Below are 15,057 nucleotides of genomic sequence, written 5' to 3'. Positions count from 1 at the left end.
GGGCGCCGCCGCCCGGGGTCAGGAGGCGATGACGACGCGGTGCCCGTCGGGGAAGACGGCCACCTTCCGCCAGGTGTCGCCGGAGCGCTCCCAGCCCTCGTTGACCTGTCCGGCCGGAGGGGTCGGGATGGTCTCGGGGGCGCGGGCGACCGTGGTGTAGCCGGCCGCGCGCTCCACCCGGCCGCGGCCGAGCTCGAACGAGGTCAGGCGTCCGTCGTCGACGATCAGCGAGCCCTCGTCCACTCCCGCGGCGCCGCGCTCGATGAACGGGTTCACGAGGCGCGTCTGGGAGGAGTCGCTGCCCAGCACGATCGCCTTCTGCTGCGGGAAGCGGCCGAGGCTGAGCCCGTAGAAGCCGCCGAGGACGGTGAGGTTGCGCACCTCGAAGTCGGCCCCGCCGTTCGTCAGGCCGACGCCGAGGCAGTTCGCGCCCGAGGTCGGGAAGAAGTTCGGGTTCACGATCATGTGGCTCGTGCCGGCCTCGATCAGCACCTCCCAGCCGTCGCGGGAGCCCTCCGAGCGGAAGTTGATCAGGGTCAGGCCGGAGTTGACCGAGCGCCGGTTCTCGTTGCGGATCGACCGGAGGCCGACCGTGCCGCCGATGGCCTGGCAGTCGAGCAGCGTCATGTTCGTCGGCGCGAGGAGGAAGCCGCCGAGGCCGGGGCTGATCGCCTCGACGTTGGTCATCGAGCCGCCGATGGAGGCCTTGCCCGAGTCCTCCACGCCCCAGCCGGCGGGGGCGACGATCTTGATCTTGTTCCAGGAGTTGGCGTACGAGTACTCGTCGTCGACGCCCGAGACGAAGGTGGCGCGCTCGCGGAAGATGCCCGACTTGCCGGTCTTCTGGATCCACAGGTTGCGGAACTCGCAGTTGACCAGCGAGCGCAGCGACATCCCGTGGCCGCCGGAGGGCGTGCCCGTCATCTCGAAGTCGGCGAGGACGACGCCGGTGGCCTTGTTGTTGTTGGCGGGACCGGCCGCGTCGCCCGTCTGGCCGGAGACGGTGAAGATGTCGCGGGTCGAGCCCTCGATCTGGATGATCCTCGTCTGGCGCATGCCGGCGCCGACGATCTTCGGCCCGGCGTAGCCGTAGGGCGGCCCGTTCTCGGGCTGCACCGGGTAGCCGCGGTAGTCGACCGCGAGGCCCGTCACCCGGATCTCGCCGGCGGGGAGCGACACCTCGCCGCCCGGAGCGGTCATCGCCTTGTCGATGGCCGCCTGCACCGCGCGGGTGTTGTCGGCGCCGGCGCGGTCGTCCCAGCGGAACTCCTTGTCGAGCGGCGAGATCGGCCCCTCGGTGACGCTCAGGCGCTTCTTCTGCCCGGGAGCGTCGGCCGGGGGCGCGGCGGCGGCCGGAGTGGCGGCGCCGACGGCTCCTGCCGCGCCGGCGAGGGCGGCGGCGCCCCCGGCGAGGAAGAGGCGGCGCGAGTTGTCGGGCCCGCGCTGCGGATCGTGCTCGGGCTGCTGATCGGGCTTGTGCTGCCGATCGGGCCTCGGGGAGGCCGTGGTCTGGTTGTCTGGGTCTGCGGGATTCATCATCGTCGACGTTCCGCCCTCTCTCGCCCCGGATGGGCGTACGGCGATCCTTCGTCATCGGTAGCCTGAGGTCAAGACGTAATACCTATTACCAGGATGAAGCGGGGGTGTCCGGGTGCCGCGGATCACGCAGAAGGACATCGCGCGTCTCGCGGGAGTCAGCCAGACGACGGTGTCGTTCGTGCTCAACGACAAGGGCGAGCAGCTCGCCCGGGTCCCGGAGGCGACGCGGGCGCGGATCCTCAAGGCGATCCAGGAGACGGGGTACGTCGCCGACCCCATCGCGCGCCGCCTCAAGCAGGTCGGCACCGGCATGATCGGCGTCTACACCTACGAGAGCCTGTTCCCGCTCGACCGCGAGGACTTCTTCCATCCGTTCCTCGCCGGCATCGAGGAGGAGGCGCAGAACCGCGACATCGACCTCCTCCTGCTGACCAGCGGCCGCGTCGGCGGCCGCCGCGGCGGCCTGAGCGGCGGCACCACCCGGCTGCGCCTGGCCGACTCCTGCATCCTCCTCGGGCAGCACATGCCCCGTGAGGAGCTCGAGTTCCTCAACGCGAGCGGCTTCTCCTTCGTCAGCGTCGGCCGCCGCGACGACGCCGGCGGGCCCGTGCCCTACGTGGCCGCCGACTACGCGTCGATCGTCCGCGAGCTGATCTCCTGCGCGCGCGCCCTCGGCCACACCCGCTTCGCCTACGCCGGCCACGGCGAGGGCGTCGAGTCGTACACCGACCGCATGGCCGGCGCGCGGGCCGAGCTCGGCGACGGCTTCCTCCACCTCGTCCCGGGGCCGGAGGCGTCGCCGCGGGAGTGGATCCGCCGGATCGCCACCGAGGGCGTCACGGTCGTCCTCGCCGAGCAGGAGGAGCAGTTCGTCCTCCTGCAGGAGGCCGCCGAGGCCGAGGGGGTGGCGGTGCCGGGCGACCTGTCGCTGGTGTCGCTCTCCGGATCGGCCGACCGCACCGGCTGGCAGGCCGGCTTCGAGCTGCCCCGGCGCGACATGGGCCGCCGCGCGGTGCAGATCCTCATCGAGGGCGACCCTGCGCGACGGGAGCAGCAGCTCCTCCGCTGCACGCTCGTCGACGGCGCCTCCCTGGCCGCGGCCCCGGCCTGACCGGCCGGCCCTGAATGCTCAGCCCGAGTGGTGGCGCCCGATGGGCAGCACCAGCGGCGTCCGCGAGACCGGGTCCTCGATCACGCGCGACTCCATCCCGAACACCGCGCGCACCGTCTCCGGCGTCACCACCTCGGCGGGCGTGCCCGAGGCGTACAGGGCTCCGTCGCGCACGGCGACGAGGTGGTCGGCGTAGCGGGCGGCGAGGTTGAGGTCGTGCAGCACGATCACGATGGTCGTCCCGCGCGAGCGGTTGAGGTCGGTGAGCAGGTCGAGCACCTCGACCTGGTGCGACACGTCGAGGTAGGTCGTCGGCTCGTCCAGGAGGAGCACGTCGGTCCGCTGGGCGAGGGCCATCGCGATCCACACCCGCTGGCGCTGCCCGCCCGAGAGCTCGTCCACGGGGCGGTCGGCGAGCTCGAGCGTGCCGGTGTCGCGCAGCGCCTCCTCGACGATCGCGTCGTCGTCCGATCCGGAGCCGCGGCCGAACAGGCCCCGGTGCGGGTAGCGGCCCCGGGCGACCAGGTCCGAGACGGCGATCCCCTCCGGGGCGATCGGGGTCTGCGGCAGCAGCCCCACCTGCTGCGCGACCTGGCGCGTCGGGAGCCGGTGGATCGCGCGCCCGTCGAGCAGGACGCTCCCCGAGCGCGGGGTGATCAGCCGCGCCATCGCGCGCAGGAGCGTCGACTTGCCGCAGGCGTTCGCGCCGACGATCACCGTGATCCGGCCGGGCGGCACGGCGAGCGAGAGCCCGTCGACCACCACGCGCTCGTCGTAGGCGAGGGTGACCGCGTCGGCGGCGAGGGTGGGCGGGGCGTCGGTCACAGGGAGCCTCCGGAGCGGTTGCGGCGGGCGAGGAGCCAGAGCAGGAAGGGCGCGCCGAGGGCGCCGGTGACGACGCCGACCGGGAAGCGCGCGCCCGAGAACAGCGCGCCGACGACGTACTGGGCGAGCAGGTCGGCGGCGAGCACCACGACCGCGCCGACCAGGGCGGAGGGGATCAGCAGCGTGCGCGCGCTCGGCAGGATCCGCCGCGCGATCGGCCCCGAGACGAAGGCGACGAACGCGATCGGGCCGGTGGCGGCGGTCGCGACGGCCACGAGGCCGACTCCGACCGCGAGCAGGGCCAGCCGGCTGCGCCGCACGTCGAGCCCGAGCGCGGTCGCCGACTCGTCGCCGAGCTGCAGCACGCCGAGCCGGCCCGAGAGCAGCAGCGCCAGCGGCACCAGCACGAGCATCGTCAGCGCGAGCGGCGGGACGGAGGGCCAGGCGGCCGAGTTGAGGCTGCCGGTCAGCCAGCGCAGCGACTCCTGGACGTCCTCGAAGTCGGCGCGGGTCTGCACGTAGGCGATCACGCTCTGGAACATCGCCGCGACGCCGATGCCGATGAGGATCAGCCGCGCCCCGATCACTCCGCCGCCCTCGGCCAGTCCGGCGATGATCAGGGCGGTCGCGAGCCCGGCCGCGACCGCGATCACCGAGACCGCGCCGCCCGAGAGCCCGAAGAACGCGATCGCGACGACGGCCGCCGCGCTCGCCCCCGAGGTGATGCCGATGATGTCGGGGCTGGCGAGGGCGTTGCGCAGCATCGTCTGGAAGATCACGCCGCCCATCCCGAAGCCCACGCCCACCAGGACGGCCGTGATGGTGCGCGGCAGCCGCAGCGTGCCCACGGTGAAGGAGGCGCCCGGCACCGTCTCGCCGAGGATCACGCGGACGACCTGCGGCACCGAGTAGACCGTGCTGCCGACCGTGAGCGAGACGACGACGAGCGCCAGCACGAGCACCGCGAGGACCGCGCAGCCGATGACCGTGCGCCGACGGCGCAGCGTGCGGCCGGCCGCGATGCCGACCGCGGCGGGCGCCTCCGCGGTCCTCACAGCGCCCGCACCTTCGAGCGGCGCACGATCGCGATGAGCACCGGGGCGCCGATCAGCGCGGTCACGATGCCCACCTCGACGTCGCTCGGCCGGGCGACCACGCGTCCGACCACGTCGGCGACGAGCAGCAGCAGGGCGCCGAGCAGAGCGGAGGAGGGCAGCAGCCAGGCGTGCGCGGGGCCGGTGACGCGGCGGGCGAGGTGCGGGACGACCAGGCCGATGAATCCGATCGGTCCGGCGATCGCGGTCGCGGCGCCGCAGAGCAGCACGGCCGCGAGCCCCGCGACCAGGCGGATCCGCCCCACGCGCCGGCCGAGGCCGGTCGCCAGGTCGTCGCCGAGCGCCAGGGCGTCGAGCCCCCGCGCGCTGGACAGGGCCAGCACCGCGCCGACCGCGAGGAACGGGAGGACCTGCAGGATGCTCGCGGTCTCGGCGCCGCCGACTCCGCCGACCTGCCAGAAGCGGAAGCGGTTCAGCGTGGTCTCCTGCGTGAGCAGGACCGCGCTGATGAGGGAGGTGAGCGCGGCGGCGGTGGCGGCTCCGGCGAGGGCGAGCTTCAGCGGAGTGGCGCCCTCGCGGCCGAGCGACGCGACCGCGTAGACGAACGCCCCGGCGGCGGCGGCTCCGAGGAACGCGAGCCAGATGAACTGCGGCAGGCTCGTCGCGCCGACCCCGGCGATCCCGAGCACGACCGCGAGCGAGGCGCCGGAGTTGAGGCCGAGGATGCCCGGATCGGCGAGCGGGTTGCGGGTCAGGCCCTGCATCACGGCTCCGGCGAGCCCGAGCGCGGCGCCGACCAGGATCGCGAGGACCGTCCGCGGCACCCGCCCCTGCACCGCCGCGTCGACGATGGACGCCGGATCGGGCGAGGTCAGCGCCGGCCAGACCTCGCCGAGCGGGATCTCGCGGGAGCCGTACACGAGCGAGAGGACCGAGGCGACGGCCAGCGCGACGAGGGCGACCGCCAGCGCGGTCGCCCTCGTCTTCCGGGTGGGTGCGGTGCGGGTCACGACACCTTGTCGGCGGCCGCGGCGAGGCCTGCGGTGTACTCGTCGAGCACCCACGGGATGCTGAGCAGGTTCGGCGACGAGGTGGCCATGGCGGCGGACGAGCCGTCCTCCAGCACGTAGACGGAGCCGCGCTCGACGGCCGGGATCTTGGAGAGCAGCGGGTCGGCCTGCAGCGCGGCGAGGGTCGTGTCGTCGCCGTAGACGACGAGCACGTCGGCGTCGAGCTGGTCGGCGTTCTCGGAGCTGATGGTGCCGCTGAACGCCTCCGAGTCGCCGGAGAGCTCGGCGACGCTCGGGGCGACGTCGAGTCCGAGGTCCTCGACGAACTTCACGCGCGCGTCGTTCGGCGTGTAGTAGGTGAAGGTGCTCGCGTCGGTCGGGTCGTACCAGCCGTACATGAACGTGGTGCCCGCGAGCTGCGGGTAGGACGCGGTGGTCTGCGTGATGTCGCTCTCGATCTCGCCGACCTTCGCGACGGCCTCGTCCTCGAGGCCCAGCGCGGCGCCGTCGAGCTTCGCGGAGTCCTGCCAGGTCGTGCCCCAGGGCAGGCCCGGGTACGCGACGGTGGGGGCGATCTGGCTGAGGGTGTCGTAGTCCTGCCGGGTGATGCCGGAGTAGGCCGAGAGGATCACGGTCGGGCTGAGGTCCGAGATCGCCTCGAAGGGCACGCCGTCGGTCTCGTCGAACAGGGTCGGGGTCTCGGCGCCGGAGGCGTCGAGCGCCTCCTTCGTCCACACCAGCAGGCCGTCGCCGTCCTCGTCGCCGTAGGAGGCGCGGGTGAAGCCGACCGGGGTCACACCCAGCGCGAGCGCCACGTCCTGGTTGGTCCAGCTCGTCGCGACGACGCGGTCGGCCGACTCGACGGTGGTGCTGCCGAAGGCGTGGTCGACGGTGACGGGGAAGCCCTCGCCGCTCTCGGCGGCGCTGCTCTCGGACGTGCCCTCGGAGCCGGCGTCGGCTCCTCCCGAGCAGGCGGTGAGCAGCAGCGCGGCGAGGCCGAGCGAGGCGACGGCGGTCAGGCGGAGGGGGGTGCGAGTGGCGGGCACGGCGATCCTTCGAAGGGGGTGGTGTGGGTTGCGAAGGTTAACCTAACCTAACCGCCTGGACGGGGCCAGTGGCCGGTGGGATCAGCGGCGGTGGGACGCGACCAGGCGGCGCAGGTGCTCGCGGGGAGCGTCGACGATCCGGACGGGGTCGTCGAGCACGAGCGTCGTGCGCTCGGATCCGTACTCGGGCCAGCCGGCGTCGCCCGTCGCCGCGAAGGCGGCCCAGCGCGACGAGACCTCGTCGCTGAGGCGCTGCGGGGCGGGCCCGATCGTGCCACGGGCGTCGTCGAGGCTGCGGAAGAGGAAGGGCAGCTCGAGGGAGTGGGTCGCGCCGCGGGAGTCGTCGGCGCGCCAGGCGAACAGGGCGGCGCGCGTCGATCCGGTCGCTGCGGCCCGGGCGTCGAGCAGCCGCAGACTCGGCTGCCGGTAGATCTCGTCGGCGAGGCACGCCTCCAGGGCCTCGGCGTCCGAGGGGGTGCGGCCCAGGTCGGCCGCCAGAGCCTCTCGATAGGCCCCCGCGTCCCCTCCCGGAAGCAGGTCGGCGACGTGCCGGTCGAGCTGTGCGCGCAGCTCGACGGAGTCGGGAGCCCGGAGGTCGACGGAGCCCGAGCCCTCGTTGACGTTCGTCGTCACGACGAGATCCACTCCGCTCGAGGCTCCCGCCGCGACGGCGGACACCGGGTCGCGGGTCAGCAGGCGGCCGTCGAGGCCCGCCCGGAACACGGCGACGGTGTTCGGACCCGCGGCCGAGCGGCGGGCGAGCAGGCGGTCCTGCGCCTCGATCAGGCGAGGCCAGGGCAGGTCGAGGAGCCGCTCCGGCGGCGCGCCGAGCAGGTCGAGCAGCTCCGCCGTCGCCTCCTCGCCGTACTCGCGCGACCCGACGCGCTCGGGGTTCGCGCTCTGCAGCACCGCTCGCGCGAAGAGGCCCTCGGCGCGGGGCGCTGCGAGCAGCATCGCGGCCGACGTCGCGCCGGCGGACTGGCCGGCCAGCGTGATCCGACCGGGGTCTCCTCCGAACGCCGCGATCTCGTCGCGGACCCACTCGAGCGCGGCGACGGTGTCGTGCAGGCCCGCGTTCGCGGAGTCGCGGTACTCGTGGCCGAGGAGGTGGTCCACGGTGAGGAATCCGAGCGCGCCGAGCCGGTGGCCGAGCGCCACGACGACGGTGCCGGTCCGGGCGGCGAGCCGTGCTCCGTCGCAGAAGGGCTCGGAGGGGGAGCCGGCGACGTGCAGCCCTCCGTGGATCCAGACGATCACCGGGCAGGCCTCGGCTGCCTCCGGCGTCCAGACGTTCACGGTCAGGCAGCCGGTCTCGCTTCCACCCGACGTCTGCGGAGCGCGCGGTCCGGGCTCCAGCGCCTCGCGCCGTCCGCTCCAGGCCTCGAGCGGCGGAGCCGGGAGGAAGCGCCGGGGGTCGCCCGCGTAGGGCACCCCGAGGAACGCGTGCGCCGCTCCGTCCGGCGTCTCGACGGTCCGCCCGAGCAGCCGGCCGGCGGAGACGACGGCCTCAGCCATCGCGCCCTCCGGGCTGCAGGAGCACCGGCCCGTGCCCGGGCGAGAGGGTGCTCTGCAGCACGAGGGAGGACGCTCCGACGGCGGCCGCGTCGCGCGGGTTGCTCGAGAGCTCGACCTCGATCGGGTGGGCCCGGCGGGCGAAGCGGCGCTCGTCGAGGCGGGCGCGGATCGCGCGGGTGTGGATCGATCCGGCGATGGCGACTCCGGGGCCGGTGAGGACCAGCTCGTCGAGGTCGAACAGGTTGGCCAGGATCAGAGCGCCGTCGGCCAGGTACCCGGCCGCGCGCTCGATCAGGGCGAGGGCCGCCGGATGGCCGTTGATCGCCGCCAGGCTGAGCACGTCGAAGTCGCGGGCGTGCTCCTCGGCGCGGAAGGCGAGGTCGAGGTCGGCGAACGCGGCGCGGTCGGAGCGCGCCTCCTCCACGACCACCGTCGGCGAGGCGTACCGCTCGAGGCAGCCGACGTTGCCGCAGAAGCACTCGCGCCCGCCCGGCACGATCGTGACGTGGCCGATCTCGACCGCGTTCGAGCTCGCCCCGCGCAGCAGTGCGCCGTCGAGGACGACGCCGGCCCCGATGCCGGTGCCGACGTAGATGCTCCCGAAGGTGCGGTGCCGCGAGACGCCGCGGCTCCAGAACTCGCCGATCGCGGCGGCGGCGGCGTCGTTGTCGAGCAGGATCGGCGCGCCCAGACCGGCGCCGAGCTCCTGGCGGAGCGGGTGGTCGCGCCAGTGGTGCAGCGTCGGCGGGCCGAGGACGCGGCCCGCGGCCTGGTCGATCGGGCCGGGAGCGACGACCGCCACGCCCGCGATCGAGCCGCGGTCGATCCCGGTCCCGCGGATGAAGTCGTCGTAGGCCCGGACCAGGCGCGCGGTGACCTCCTCCGGGGAGGCGAACGCGGCGCCGTCGATCTGCTGGCGTGCGATCACGCCTCCGCCCGTGTCGGTCGCGACCAGGGTGATCGACTCGAAGCCGAGCTGCAGGCCGATGGCGATCCTCGCCCGCGCGTTGATCTCGAGCAGCTGCCGCGGCTTGCCCCCGGTCGAGGTCGAGCCGGTCTGGCGGACGATGCCGTCGGTGAGGAGCTTGCGCACGATCATCGAGATGGCGGGCTGGGTGAGGCCGGTCGCGGCGGTCAGCTCGACGCGGCTGATCGGCCCGGAGGAGCGGATCAGGTCCACGACGAGGGCGCGGCTCCCGGGGGCCGCGGGTGTCGATTCGCGCCGTGCCATGCCGTCACCTCCCGTTCCGCTCGTCAGCGTACGGGACGGCTCCGCCGCCGATCGGCCCCCTACTCTGGACGGGCGACGAAGGGCGGTGGCGATGACGCGGACGAGACCGATCGGCCTGGCCCTGGTGCGGGCGACCGAGATCATGGGCGCGGAGCCGTACTTCCACGAGTTCATCGCCGGTGTCGAGCGGGCGGTCCGCCCTTCGGGCTACTCGGTGCTCCTCAACGTCCTGCCCGACGCCGACGCCGAGCTCGCGACCTATCGGCGGTGGAGCGAGGACGGCGAGGTGAGCGGCGTGATCCTGGTCGACCTCGAGGACGGGGATCCGCGGCCGGAGTTCGTGCGCGGCCTCGGCCTCCCCGCCGTCGTGATCGGCCCGCCGAGCGCCGCCGTCGGCTTCCGCGCGGTGTGGACGGACGACGACAACGCGATGCGCGCGGCCGTCGACTTCCTCGCCGGTCAGGGCCACTCCCGGCTCGGCCGCGTCGCCGGACCCGCGGAGCTGCTGCACACGCGCATCCGCGAGGAGACGTTCGCGCAGGAGTGCGCGCGGCACGGAGTGTCCGGACCGACGGCCGGGGGCGACTACTCGCGGGCCTCCGGGGCCCGTGCTCTGGCGGCCCTGCTCGACGGCGACGAGCGGCCGACGGCGGTCGTCTTCGACAGCGACCTGATGGCGCTCGGCGGACTCGACGAGGCCCGCGATCGCGGTCTCGCCGTCCCGGGTGAGCTCTCGCTCCTCGCCTGGGACGACTCCGCGCAGTGCCAGCTCAGCGAGCCCCCGCTCTCGGCGGTCTCGCACGACGTGCAGGTCATCGGGATGCTCGCAGGTCGGGAGCTCCTGGCCGGCATCGCGGGTGGCGAGAGCCGTGCGATCAGCAGCCCCGCCGTCGTGATCGTCCCGCGCGGATCCACGGGCGCGCCGGCGGCCTGAGCATCTCCGACCGCCGGTCGACGGCCGTCGCCACGCCCCGCGTGCTCACACTGGCGTCTCGATTCGTTACATAAATTATTTACTTTTGATATTGACCTCGACGGGGAGGACAGGGGAGTCTGTCCGAGGACCGGCCGACGAGGGCGGGGCGACGAGCCCCGATCCCGAGAGCGGAACGACGCGAGCCGGTCCTCCACCCCGGTCGAAGGAGCCCTGGAACACATATGACCCGTGCCGCAGCACCGCCCGCCCCGAGGCGCTCCCGCCTCCGCTCGGCCCTCGCCGGCGGAGCGATCGCCGCCGTCGTCGCCTCGACCCTCGTCGCGACCGCGTCCTCCTCCCAGGCCGCCCAGGCCGCGCCGGCCGACTGGACCAGCGCCAACACCGCGTTCGTCCAGCGCGACGGCAGCGCCCTCACCCTCGACGGCGAGCGCTTCCGTGCCAGCGGGACGAACATCTACTGGCTCGGCCTCGACGAGAACGTCGGCGGGATCGACTACCCGACCTACTTCCGCATCAAGGACGCCCTCGACACGGCGGCCGGGCTCGGTGTCACCGTCGTGCGCTCGCACATGATGACGTCGACCAGCCAGGACGACGCCGACCCGCTCGCGCTGATGCCGCGGCTCGGCGAGTACAACGAGGAGGCGTTCCGCACCATCGACTTCGCGGTCGCCTACGCGGGCACCCTCGGCATCCGCCTGGTGCTGCCGCTCACCGACCAGTGGGAGTACTACCACGGCGGTCACCGCGACTTCACGACTCCGCTCGGCCTCGAGTCGGACGACTTCTACACCGATCCGGCCGCGATCGCGGCATACCAGGACTACGTCGACCACGTGCTCCACCACACGAACACGATCACCGGGACGCGCTTCGTCGACGACCCGACGATCATGGCGTGGGAGCTGGGCAACGAGCTCGAGGGCATGACCCGCGAGTGGATCGACGCCCAGGTCGCGCACCTGAAGGAGAAGGCCCCGGAGCAGCTCGTCGCCGCCGGCCGCCGCTTCGACATCGATCCCGACACCCTCGCGTCGCCGGACCTCGACATCGTCGACGTCCACTACTACCCGCCGACCGCCGAGCGGGTCTCGGCCGACGCGCGGACCGTCGCGGACGCGGGCAAGGTCTACATCGCGGGGGAGTACGCCTCGACGGCCGCCTCCGCCACGCTGCTCGACGCGGCCGCGGCCGACCGGAACGTCTCGGGCATGTTCTTCTGGTCGCTGTTCGGGAACAACGACCGCGGGGGCTTCGTCCCGCACGACGACGGATTCACCCTCCACTACCCGGGCGATTCGGCGCGGGAGCGGGAGAGCGTGGACGCGGTCGAGCGCTACAGCGCGGCCGTCGGCAGCACACCCGGCCGGCACGAGCTCGGCGCCCCGCTCGTCACGGCCCTCGACCAGGTGTACGGCATCACCACCGTCTCGTGGCGCGGGACCGCGGGAGCGCAGGGCTATCTCGTGCAGCGCTCGGTCGACGGCGGTGCCTGGAGCGACGTGACAGACGGCGCCGTCTCCGCCTCCGCCTCCCCGGTCACCGACTACGACTCGCCCGACGGAGCGCGCTACCGCGTGGTCGCGGTCGGCGAGGGCGATCGCCCCGGCCCCGCCTCCGACCCCGTGGCCGCGCCCGAGGCCGGCACGGTGCTCGTCGACCCGCTGCAGACCTGGACCCTCAGCTCGGCACACGAGAACGCGCGGCTCGAGCCGACGCCGGCCGGCGGAGTCGTCGCCGCGACGGGCGCTGCGAGCATCACCTGGCAGCGTGACGGCGTGACCGCCGCCGAGTTCCTCCTCTCGGACCCCTCGGCCGCGACCGTCTCGACGAGCACCGACGGGACGACCTGGACTCCGGCCGCGACCACGGTCGACGGCGGCGCCCTCCGGGCGGTCGGCCTCGACGGCGACGCCGTCCGCCTCTCCTGGAGCGGCAGCGCCACCCTCGAGCGCGCCACCGTCACGAGCGCGGCGGAGGCGGTGGCCCTCGCCGACCCGCTCGACGACTTCTCGAAGGTGTCGGCCCGCACGGGCAGCCTCGCGATCGACTCCGGCTCGCCCGCGCAGTTCGGCGGAGACGTCTCCCGCGTCAAACGCGAGAGCACCGATCCGGCGAGCCTCACCTGGAGCTTCGACGACATCAGCGGCGCCGACGTGACGGCCTGGTACTGGCCCGACCAGCCGGTCGCCCCGCTCACCGTGGAGGGCTCGGCCGACGGCGCGACGTGGGCGCCGATCGCGGTCGACACCCGCGGCGGCACCGGGAACTGGAAGCAGTACACGCTGTCGGTGCGCGGCCTCTCCGGCGTGAACCAGCTGCGCGTCTCGTGGCCGCAGGGCCCGGGCGAGGCGTGGACGCCGCAGATCGGCTCCGTGAACCTCTTCTCGCCGAACGCCGCTCCGCTCGGCGCCCCGGCCGCCCCCGCGCTCGTCGCGCCGGCCGCCGGCGCCGACGGGATCACCGCGACCCCCGCGTTCTCGTGGGAGCCCGCCGCCGACGCCGCGTTCTACCGCTTCACCCTCTCGGCATCGGAGGACCTCTCCGACCCGATCGTGGAGACGACCGGGCTCACCGCGACCACCGTCCGCCCGGACGTCGACCTCGCCCCCGAGACGCGCTACTCCTGGCGGGTGACCGCCGTGAACGGCGTCGGCTCCACCGTGTCCGAGGCCCGCTCGTTCGAGACCTCGGCCGTGCCGACGGAGCCCGTCGTGGTCGACGACTTCGAGGGCTACGCCGACGACGCGGCGGTCCGCGAGGCCTACGTCCGGAACAGCGGGGGCGGCACCATCGCGCCGACGCTGGTGCCCTCCGGCGCCGGCAGCGCCGCGCGCTTCGACTACGACACGGGCACGGCCGGCTACGCGGGCGTCGTGAAGACGTTCGATGCTCCGCAGAACTGGTGGGGCTACTCCGGGCTGACCCTCGACGTGGACGCCGCGGCCCCGTTCTCGGTGCAGTTCGTCGCGAACGGCGCCTACTGGGAGGCCTCCGTCACCCCGGCGACGGAGGGGCCGACCGTCGTCCCCTTCTCAGCCTTCGCTCCGCCGTCGTGGGCCCCGGAGGCCGATCTCGACCTGACCTCGGTGACCCAGTACGCCCTCTACGTGAACGGATCGGGGACCGGAGTCCTCACCGTCGACGACGTGGCGACGGTGGTCGCCGCCGGGCCCGCCCCGACGCCGACGCCGACCGCTCCGCCCACGACGACGCCGACCACCCCGCCGACGACGACGCCCACCGCACCGCCGACGACTCCCACCGCGCCGCCGACGGCCGGACCCTCGCCCCACCCCCACGTGCCGTCGTGGCTGGAGTCGCTGGTGCGCCAGTACCTCCCGACGATCCGGCACTGGTGGCAGGCCCGTCACTGACCTCCGTCCCGCACCCACTGCACTCACCGTCGCACCGCGACGCCCTACCGAGGAGAACACCCGTGCAACGACCCACCAGAAACCGCAGGACCACGCTGATCGGCATCGTCGCCGTCGCCGTCACGTCCTCCCTCGCGCTCGCCGGCTGCTCCGGCGGATCGGCGGGGAACGACTCCGGCGAGCCGGCCGGCGAGATCACTGTGCTGACCAACCGCACCGACCTGGTCGACACGACCTTCGCCGACTACGCGACGACGTTCGAGGGGAAGTACCCCGGGACGACCGTGAAGTTCGAGGCCCTGACCGACTACGAGGGCGACACCAAGATCCGCCTGAACTCGAAGGACTACGGCGACGTGCTGCTCATCCCGAGCTCCAACGTCACCAAGGACGACTACTCCGACTACTTCGAGCCGCTGGGCTCGACGGAGGAGCTGTCGAAGACCTACCGCTTCACCAACGAGGGCTCGTTCGACGGCACCGCCTACGGAGTCTCGACCTTCGGCTCGGCCATGGGCTACGTGTTCAACCGCGACGTCTGGACCGCGGCGGGCATCACCGACCCGCCCGCCACGGAGGAGGAGTACCTCGCCGACCTCGAGAAGATCAAGGCCGACGGCGTCGTTCCCTATTACACGAACTACAAGGACGGGTGGCCCCTCGCGACGATCGAGGGCAACCTCGGCACGGTGCAGGGGGCGGACGTCCGCACCGAGATGATCGCGGACGACGCGCCCTGGACCGAGGGCAACGACCAGTACAACATCGACGGCCTGCTCTACGACACGGTCGCGCAGGGCCTCAGCGAGGCGGACCCGACCACCACGAACTGGGAGGAGTCGAAGGACCTCCTCGCGAGCGGGGAGATCGGCTCGATGGTGCTCGGCTCCTGGGCCGTCTCGCAGATGCAGGACGCGGCCGAGAAGGCCGGGAAGTCCCGCGACGTCATCGGCTTCTGGCCGATGCCGTGGGCGCAGGACGGGACCTTCACCTCGGTGACCGCCTCGGACAAGTTCCTCGCGATCAACAAGAACTCGGACAACAAGGCCACCGCCCGCGCGTGGATCGACTGGTTCACGAACGAGTCCGGCTACGCCGAGAGCCAGGGCGCGATCAGCCCCGTGATCAGCGACCCCGCTCCCGACACCCTCGCGGACTTCGACGCGCTCGGCGTGCAGTACCTCGAGCTCGCCCCGGACCCGGTCGGCAAGGAGGCGGTCATCAACGACATCGCCAACGAGGCCGAGATCGACCTGTTCGGCAACGCCTACCGCCAGGAGCTGATCGACGCCGCGCGCGGTGCGGGCGCCGGCGACAAGGAGTCGCTGTTCGCCGACCTCAACTCGCGCTGGGCCGCGGCCCGCGCCGACGTCGCCGAGTAGTCCCCGCGGGCGGCCGCCTCCCGCGGCCG

11 protein-coding genes are annotated in these 15,057 nt (G+C 73.4%); 4 read left to right on the top strand and 7 right to left on the bottom strand.

Annotation, left to right across the window (positions count from 1 at the left end; genetic code table 11):
• Positions 1 to 18: 18 nt before the first annotated feature.
• Positions 19 to 1,539 carry a hypothetical protein gene (locus C5D50_RS02415; protein ID WP_104282613.1) on the bottom strand — a complete coding sequence of 507 codons (1,521 nt, stop codon included), beginning with the start codon at positions 1,537 to 1,539 and terminating at the stop codon, positions 19 to 21.
• A gap of 112 nt (positions 1,540 to 1,651) precedes the next feature.
• Here C5D50_RS02415 and C5D50_RS02410 point away from each other — a divergent pair, with 112 nt between their 5' ends.
• Positions 1,652 to 2,650, top strand: a complete 999-nt coding sequence (locus C5D50_RS02410) for a LacI family DNA-binding transcriptional regulator (protein WP_104282612.1) — start codon at positions 1,652 to 1,654, stop codon at positions 2,648 to 2,650.
• A gap of 18 nt (positions 2,651 to 2,668) precedes the next feature.
• Here C5D50_RS02410 and C5D50_RS02405 read toward each other — a convergent pair whose 3' ends face one another.
• The 6 genes from C5D50_RS02405 to C5D50_RS02380 form a co-directional block, all read right to left on the bottom strand.
• Complete coding sequence (locus C5D50_RS02405; protein WP_104224308.1) at positions 2,669 to 3,475, bottom strand: ABC transporter ATP-binding protein; 807 nt, start codon at positions 3,473 to 3,475, stop codon at positions 2,669 to 2,671.
• Positions 3,472 to 4,530, bottom strand: coding sequence for an iron chelate uptake ABC transporter family permease subunit (locus tag C5D50_RS02400; protein WP_104282611.1), 1,059 nt, complete (start codon positions 4,528 to 4,530; stop codon positions 3,472 to 3,474). The genes C5D50_RS02405 and C5D50_RS02400 overlap by 4 nt, the downstream gene beginning before the upstream one ends.
• Positions 4,527 to 5,540 (bottom strand): iron ABC transporter permease, encoded by a 1,014-nt coding sequence (locus tag C5D50_RS02395; protein WP_104224306.1) that lies wholly within the window; start codon positions 5,538 to 5,540, stop codon positions 4,527 to 4,529. Before C5D50_RS02395 ends, C5D50_RS02400 begins: the two co-directional genes overlap by 4 nt.
• Positions 5,537 to 6,586, bottom strand: a complete 1,050-nt coding sequence (locus C5D50_RS02390; protein WP_104329680.1) for an iron-siderophore ABC transporter substrate-binding protein — start codon at positions 6,584 to 6,586, stop codon at positions 5,537 to 5,539. Before C5D50_RS02390 ends, C5D50_RS02395 begins: the two co-directional genes overlap by 4 nt.
• 81 nt (positions 6,587 to 6,667) lie before the next feature.
• A complete protein-coding gene (locus C5D50_RS02385; RefSeq protein WP_104247754.1) occupies positions 6,668 to 8,101 on the bottom strand; it encodes a carboxylesterase/lipase family protein in 1,434 nt (477 codons plus the stop codon).
• Positions 8,094 to 9,332: an ROK family transcriptional regulator gene (locus tag C5D50_RS02380; RefSeq protein WP_104282610.1), complete on the bottom strand. Its 1,239-nt coding sequence runs from the start codon at positions 9,330 to 9,332 to the stop codon at positions 8,094 to 8,096. Before C5D50_RS02380 ends, C5D50_RS02385 begins: the two co-directional genes overlap by 8 nt.
• Positions 9,333 to 9,423: 91 nt before the next feature.
• On the opposite strand from C5D50_RS02380, the gene C5D50_RS02375 reads away from it, so the two are divergent.
• The 3 genes from C5D50_RS02375 (at position 9,424) to C5D50_RS02365 (ending at position 15,028) form a co-directional block, all read left to right on the top strand.
• Complete coding sequence (locus C5D50_RS02375) at positions 9,424 to 10,266, top strand: LacI family DNA-binding transcriptional regulator (RefSeq protein WP_208543581.1); 843 nt, start codon at positions 9,424 to 9,426, stop codon at positions 10,264 to 10,266.
• Between the two features lie 224 nt (positions 10,267 to 10,490).
• On the top strand, positions 10,491 to 13,646 hold the full coding sequence (locus tag C5D50_RS02370; RefSeq protein WP_104282609.1) for a carbohydrate binding domain-containing protein: 3,156 nt from the start codon (positions 10,491 to 10,493) through the stop codon (positions 13,644 to 13,646).
• 62 nt (positions 13,647 to 13,708) lie between these two features.
• Complete coding sequence (locus C5D50_RS02365; RefSeq protein WP_104234024.1) at positions 13,709 to 15,028, top strand: ABC transporter substrate-binding protein; 1,320 nt, start codon at positions 13,709 to 13,711, stop codon at positions 15,026 to 15,028.
• Positions 15,029 to 15,057: the final 29 nt, after the last annotated feature.

Source organism: Rathayibacter sp. RFBD1, assembly GCF_002932915.1.
Lineage (GTDB): Bacteria > Actinomycetota > Actinomycetes > Actinomycetales > Microbacteriaceae > Rathayibacter.
Note: the sequence above shows the minus strand (reverse complement) of the source record. Positions and strands in the feature narration are given on the sequence as shown.

Excerpts from the sequence above, each read along its gene's own strand:
- C5D50_RS02375 (WP_208543581.1), top strand. The coding sequence starts at position 9,424 with ATGACGCGGACGAGACCGATCGGCCTGGCCCTGGTGCGGGCGACCGAG.
- C5D50_RS02380 (WP_104282610.1), bottom strand. The coding sequence starts at position 9,332 with ATGGCACGGCGCGAATCGACACCCGCGGCCCCCGGGAGCCGCGCCCTC.
- C5D50_RS02385 (WP_104247754.1), bottom strand. The coding sequence starts at position 8,101 with ATGGCTGAGGCCGTCGTCTCCGCCGGCCGGCTGCTCGGGCGGACCGTC.
- C5D50_RS02415 (WP_104282613.1), bottom strand. The coding sequence starts at position 1,539 with ATGATGAATCCCGCAGACCCAGACAACCAGACCACGGCCTCCCCGAGG.
- C5D50_RS02370 (WP_104282609.1), top strand. The coding sequence starts at position 10,491 with ATGACCCGTGCCGCAGCACCGCCCGCCCCGAGGCGCTCCCGCCTCCGC.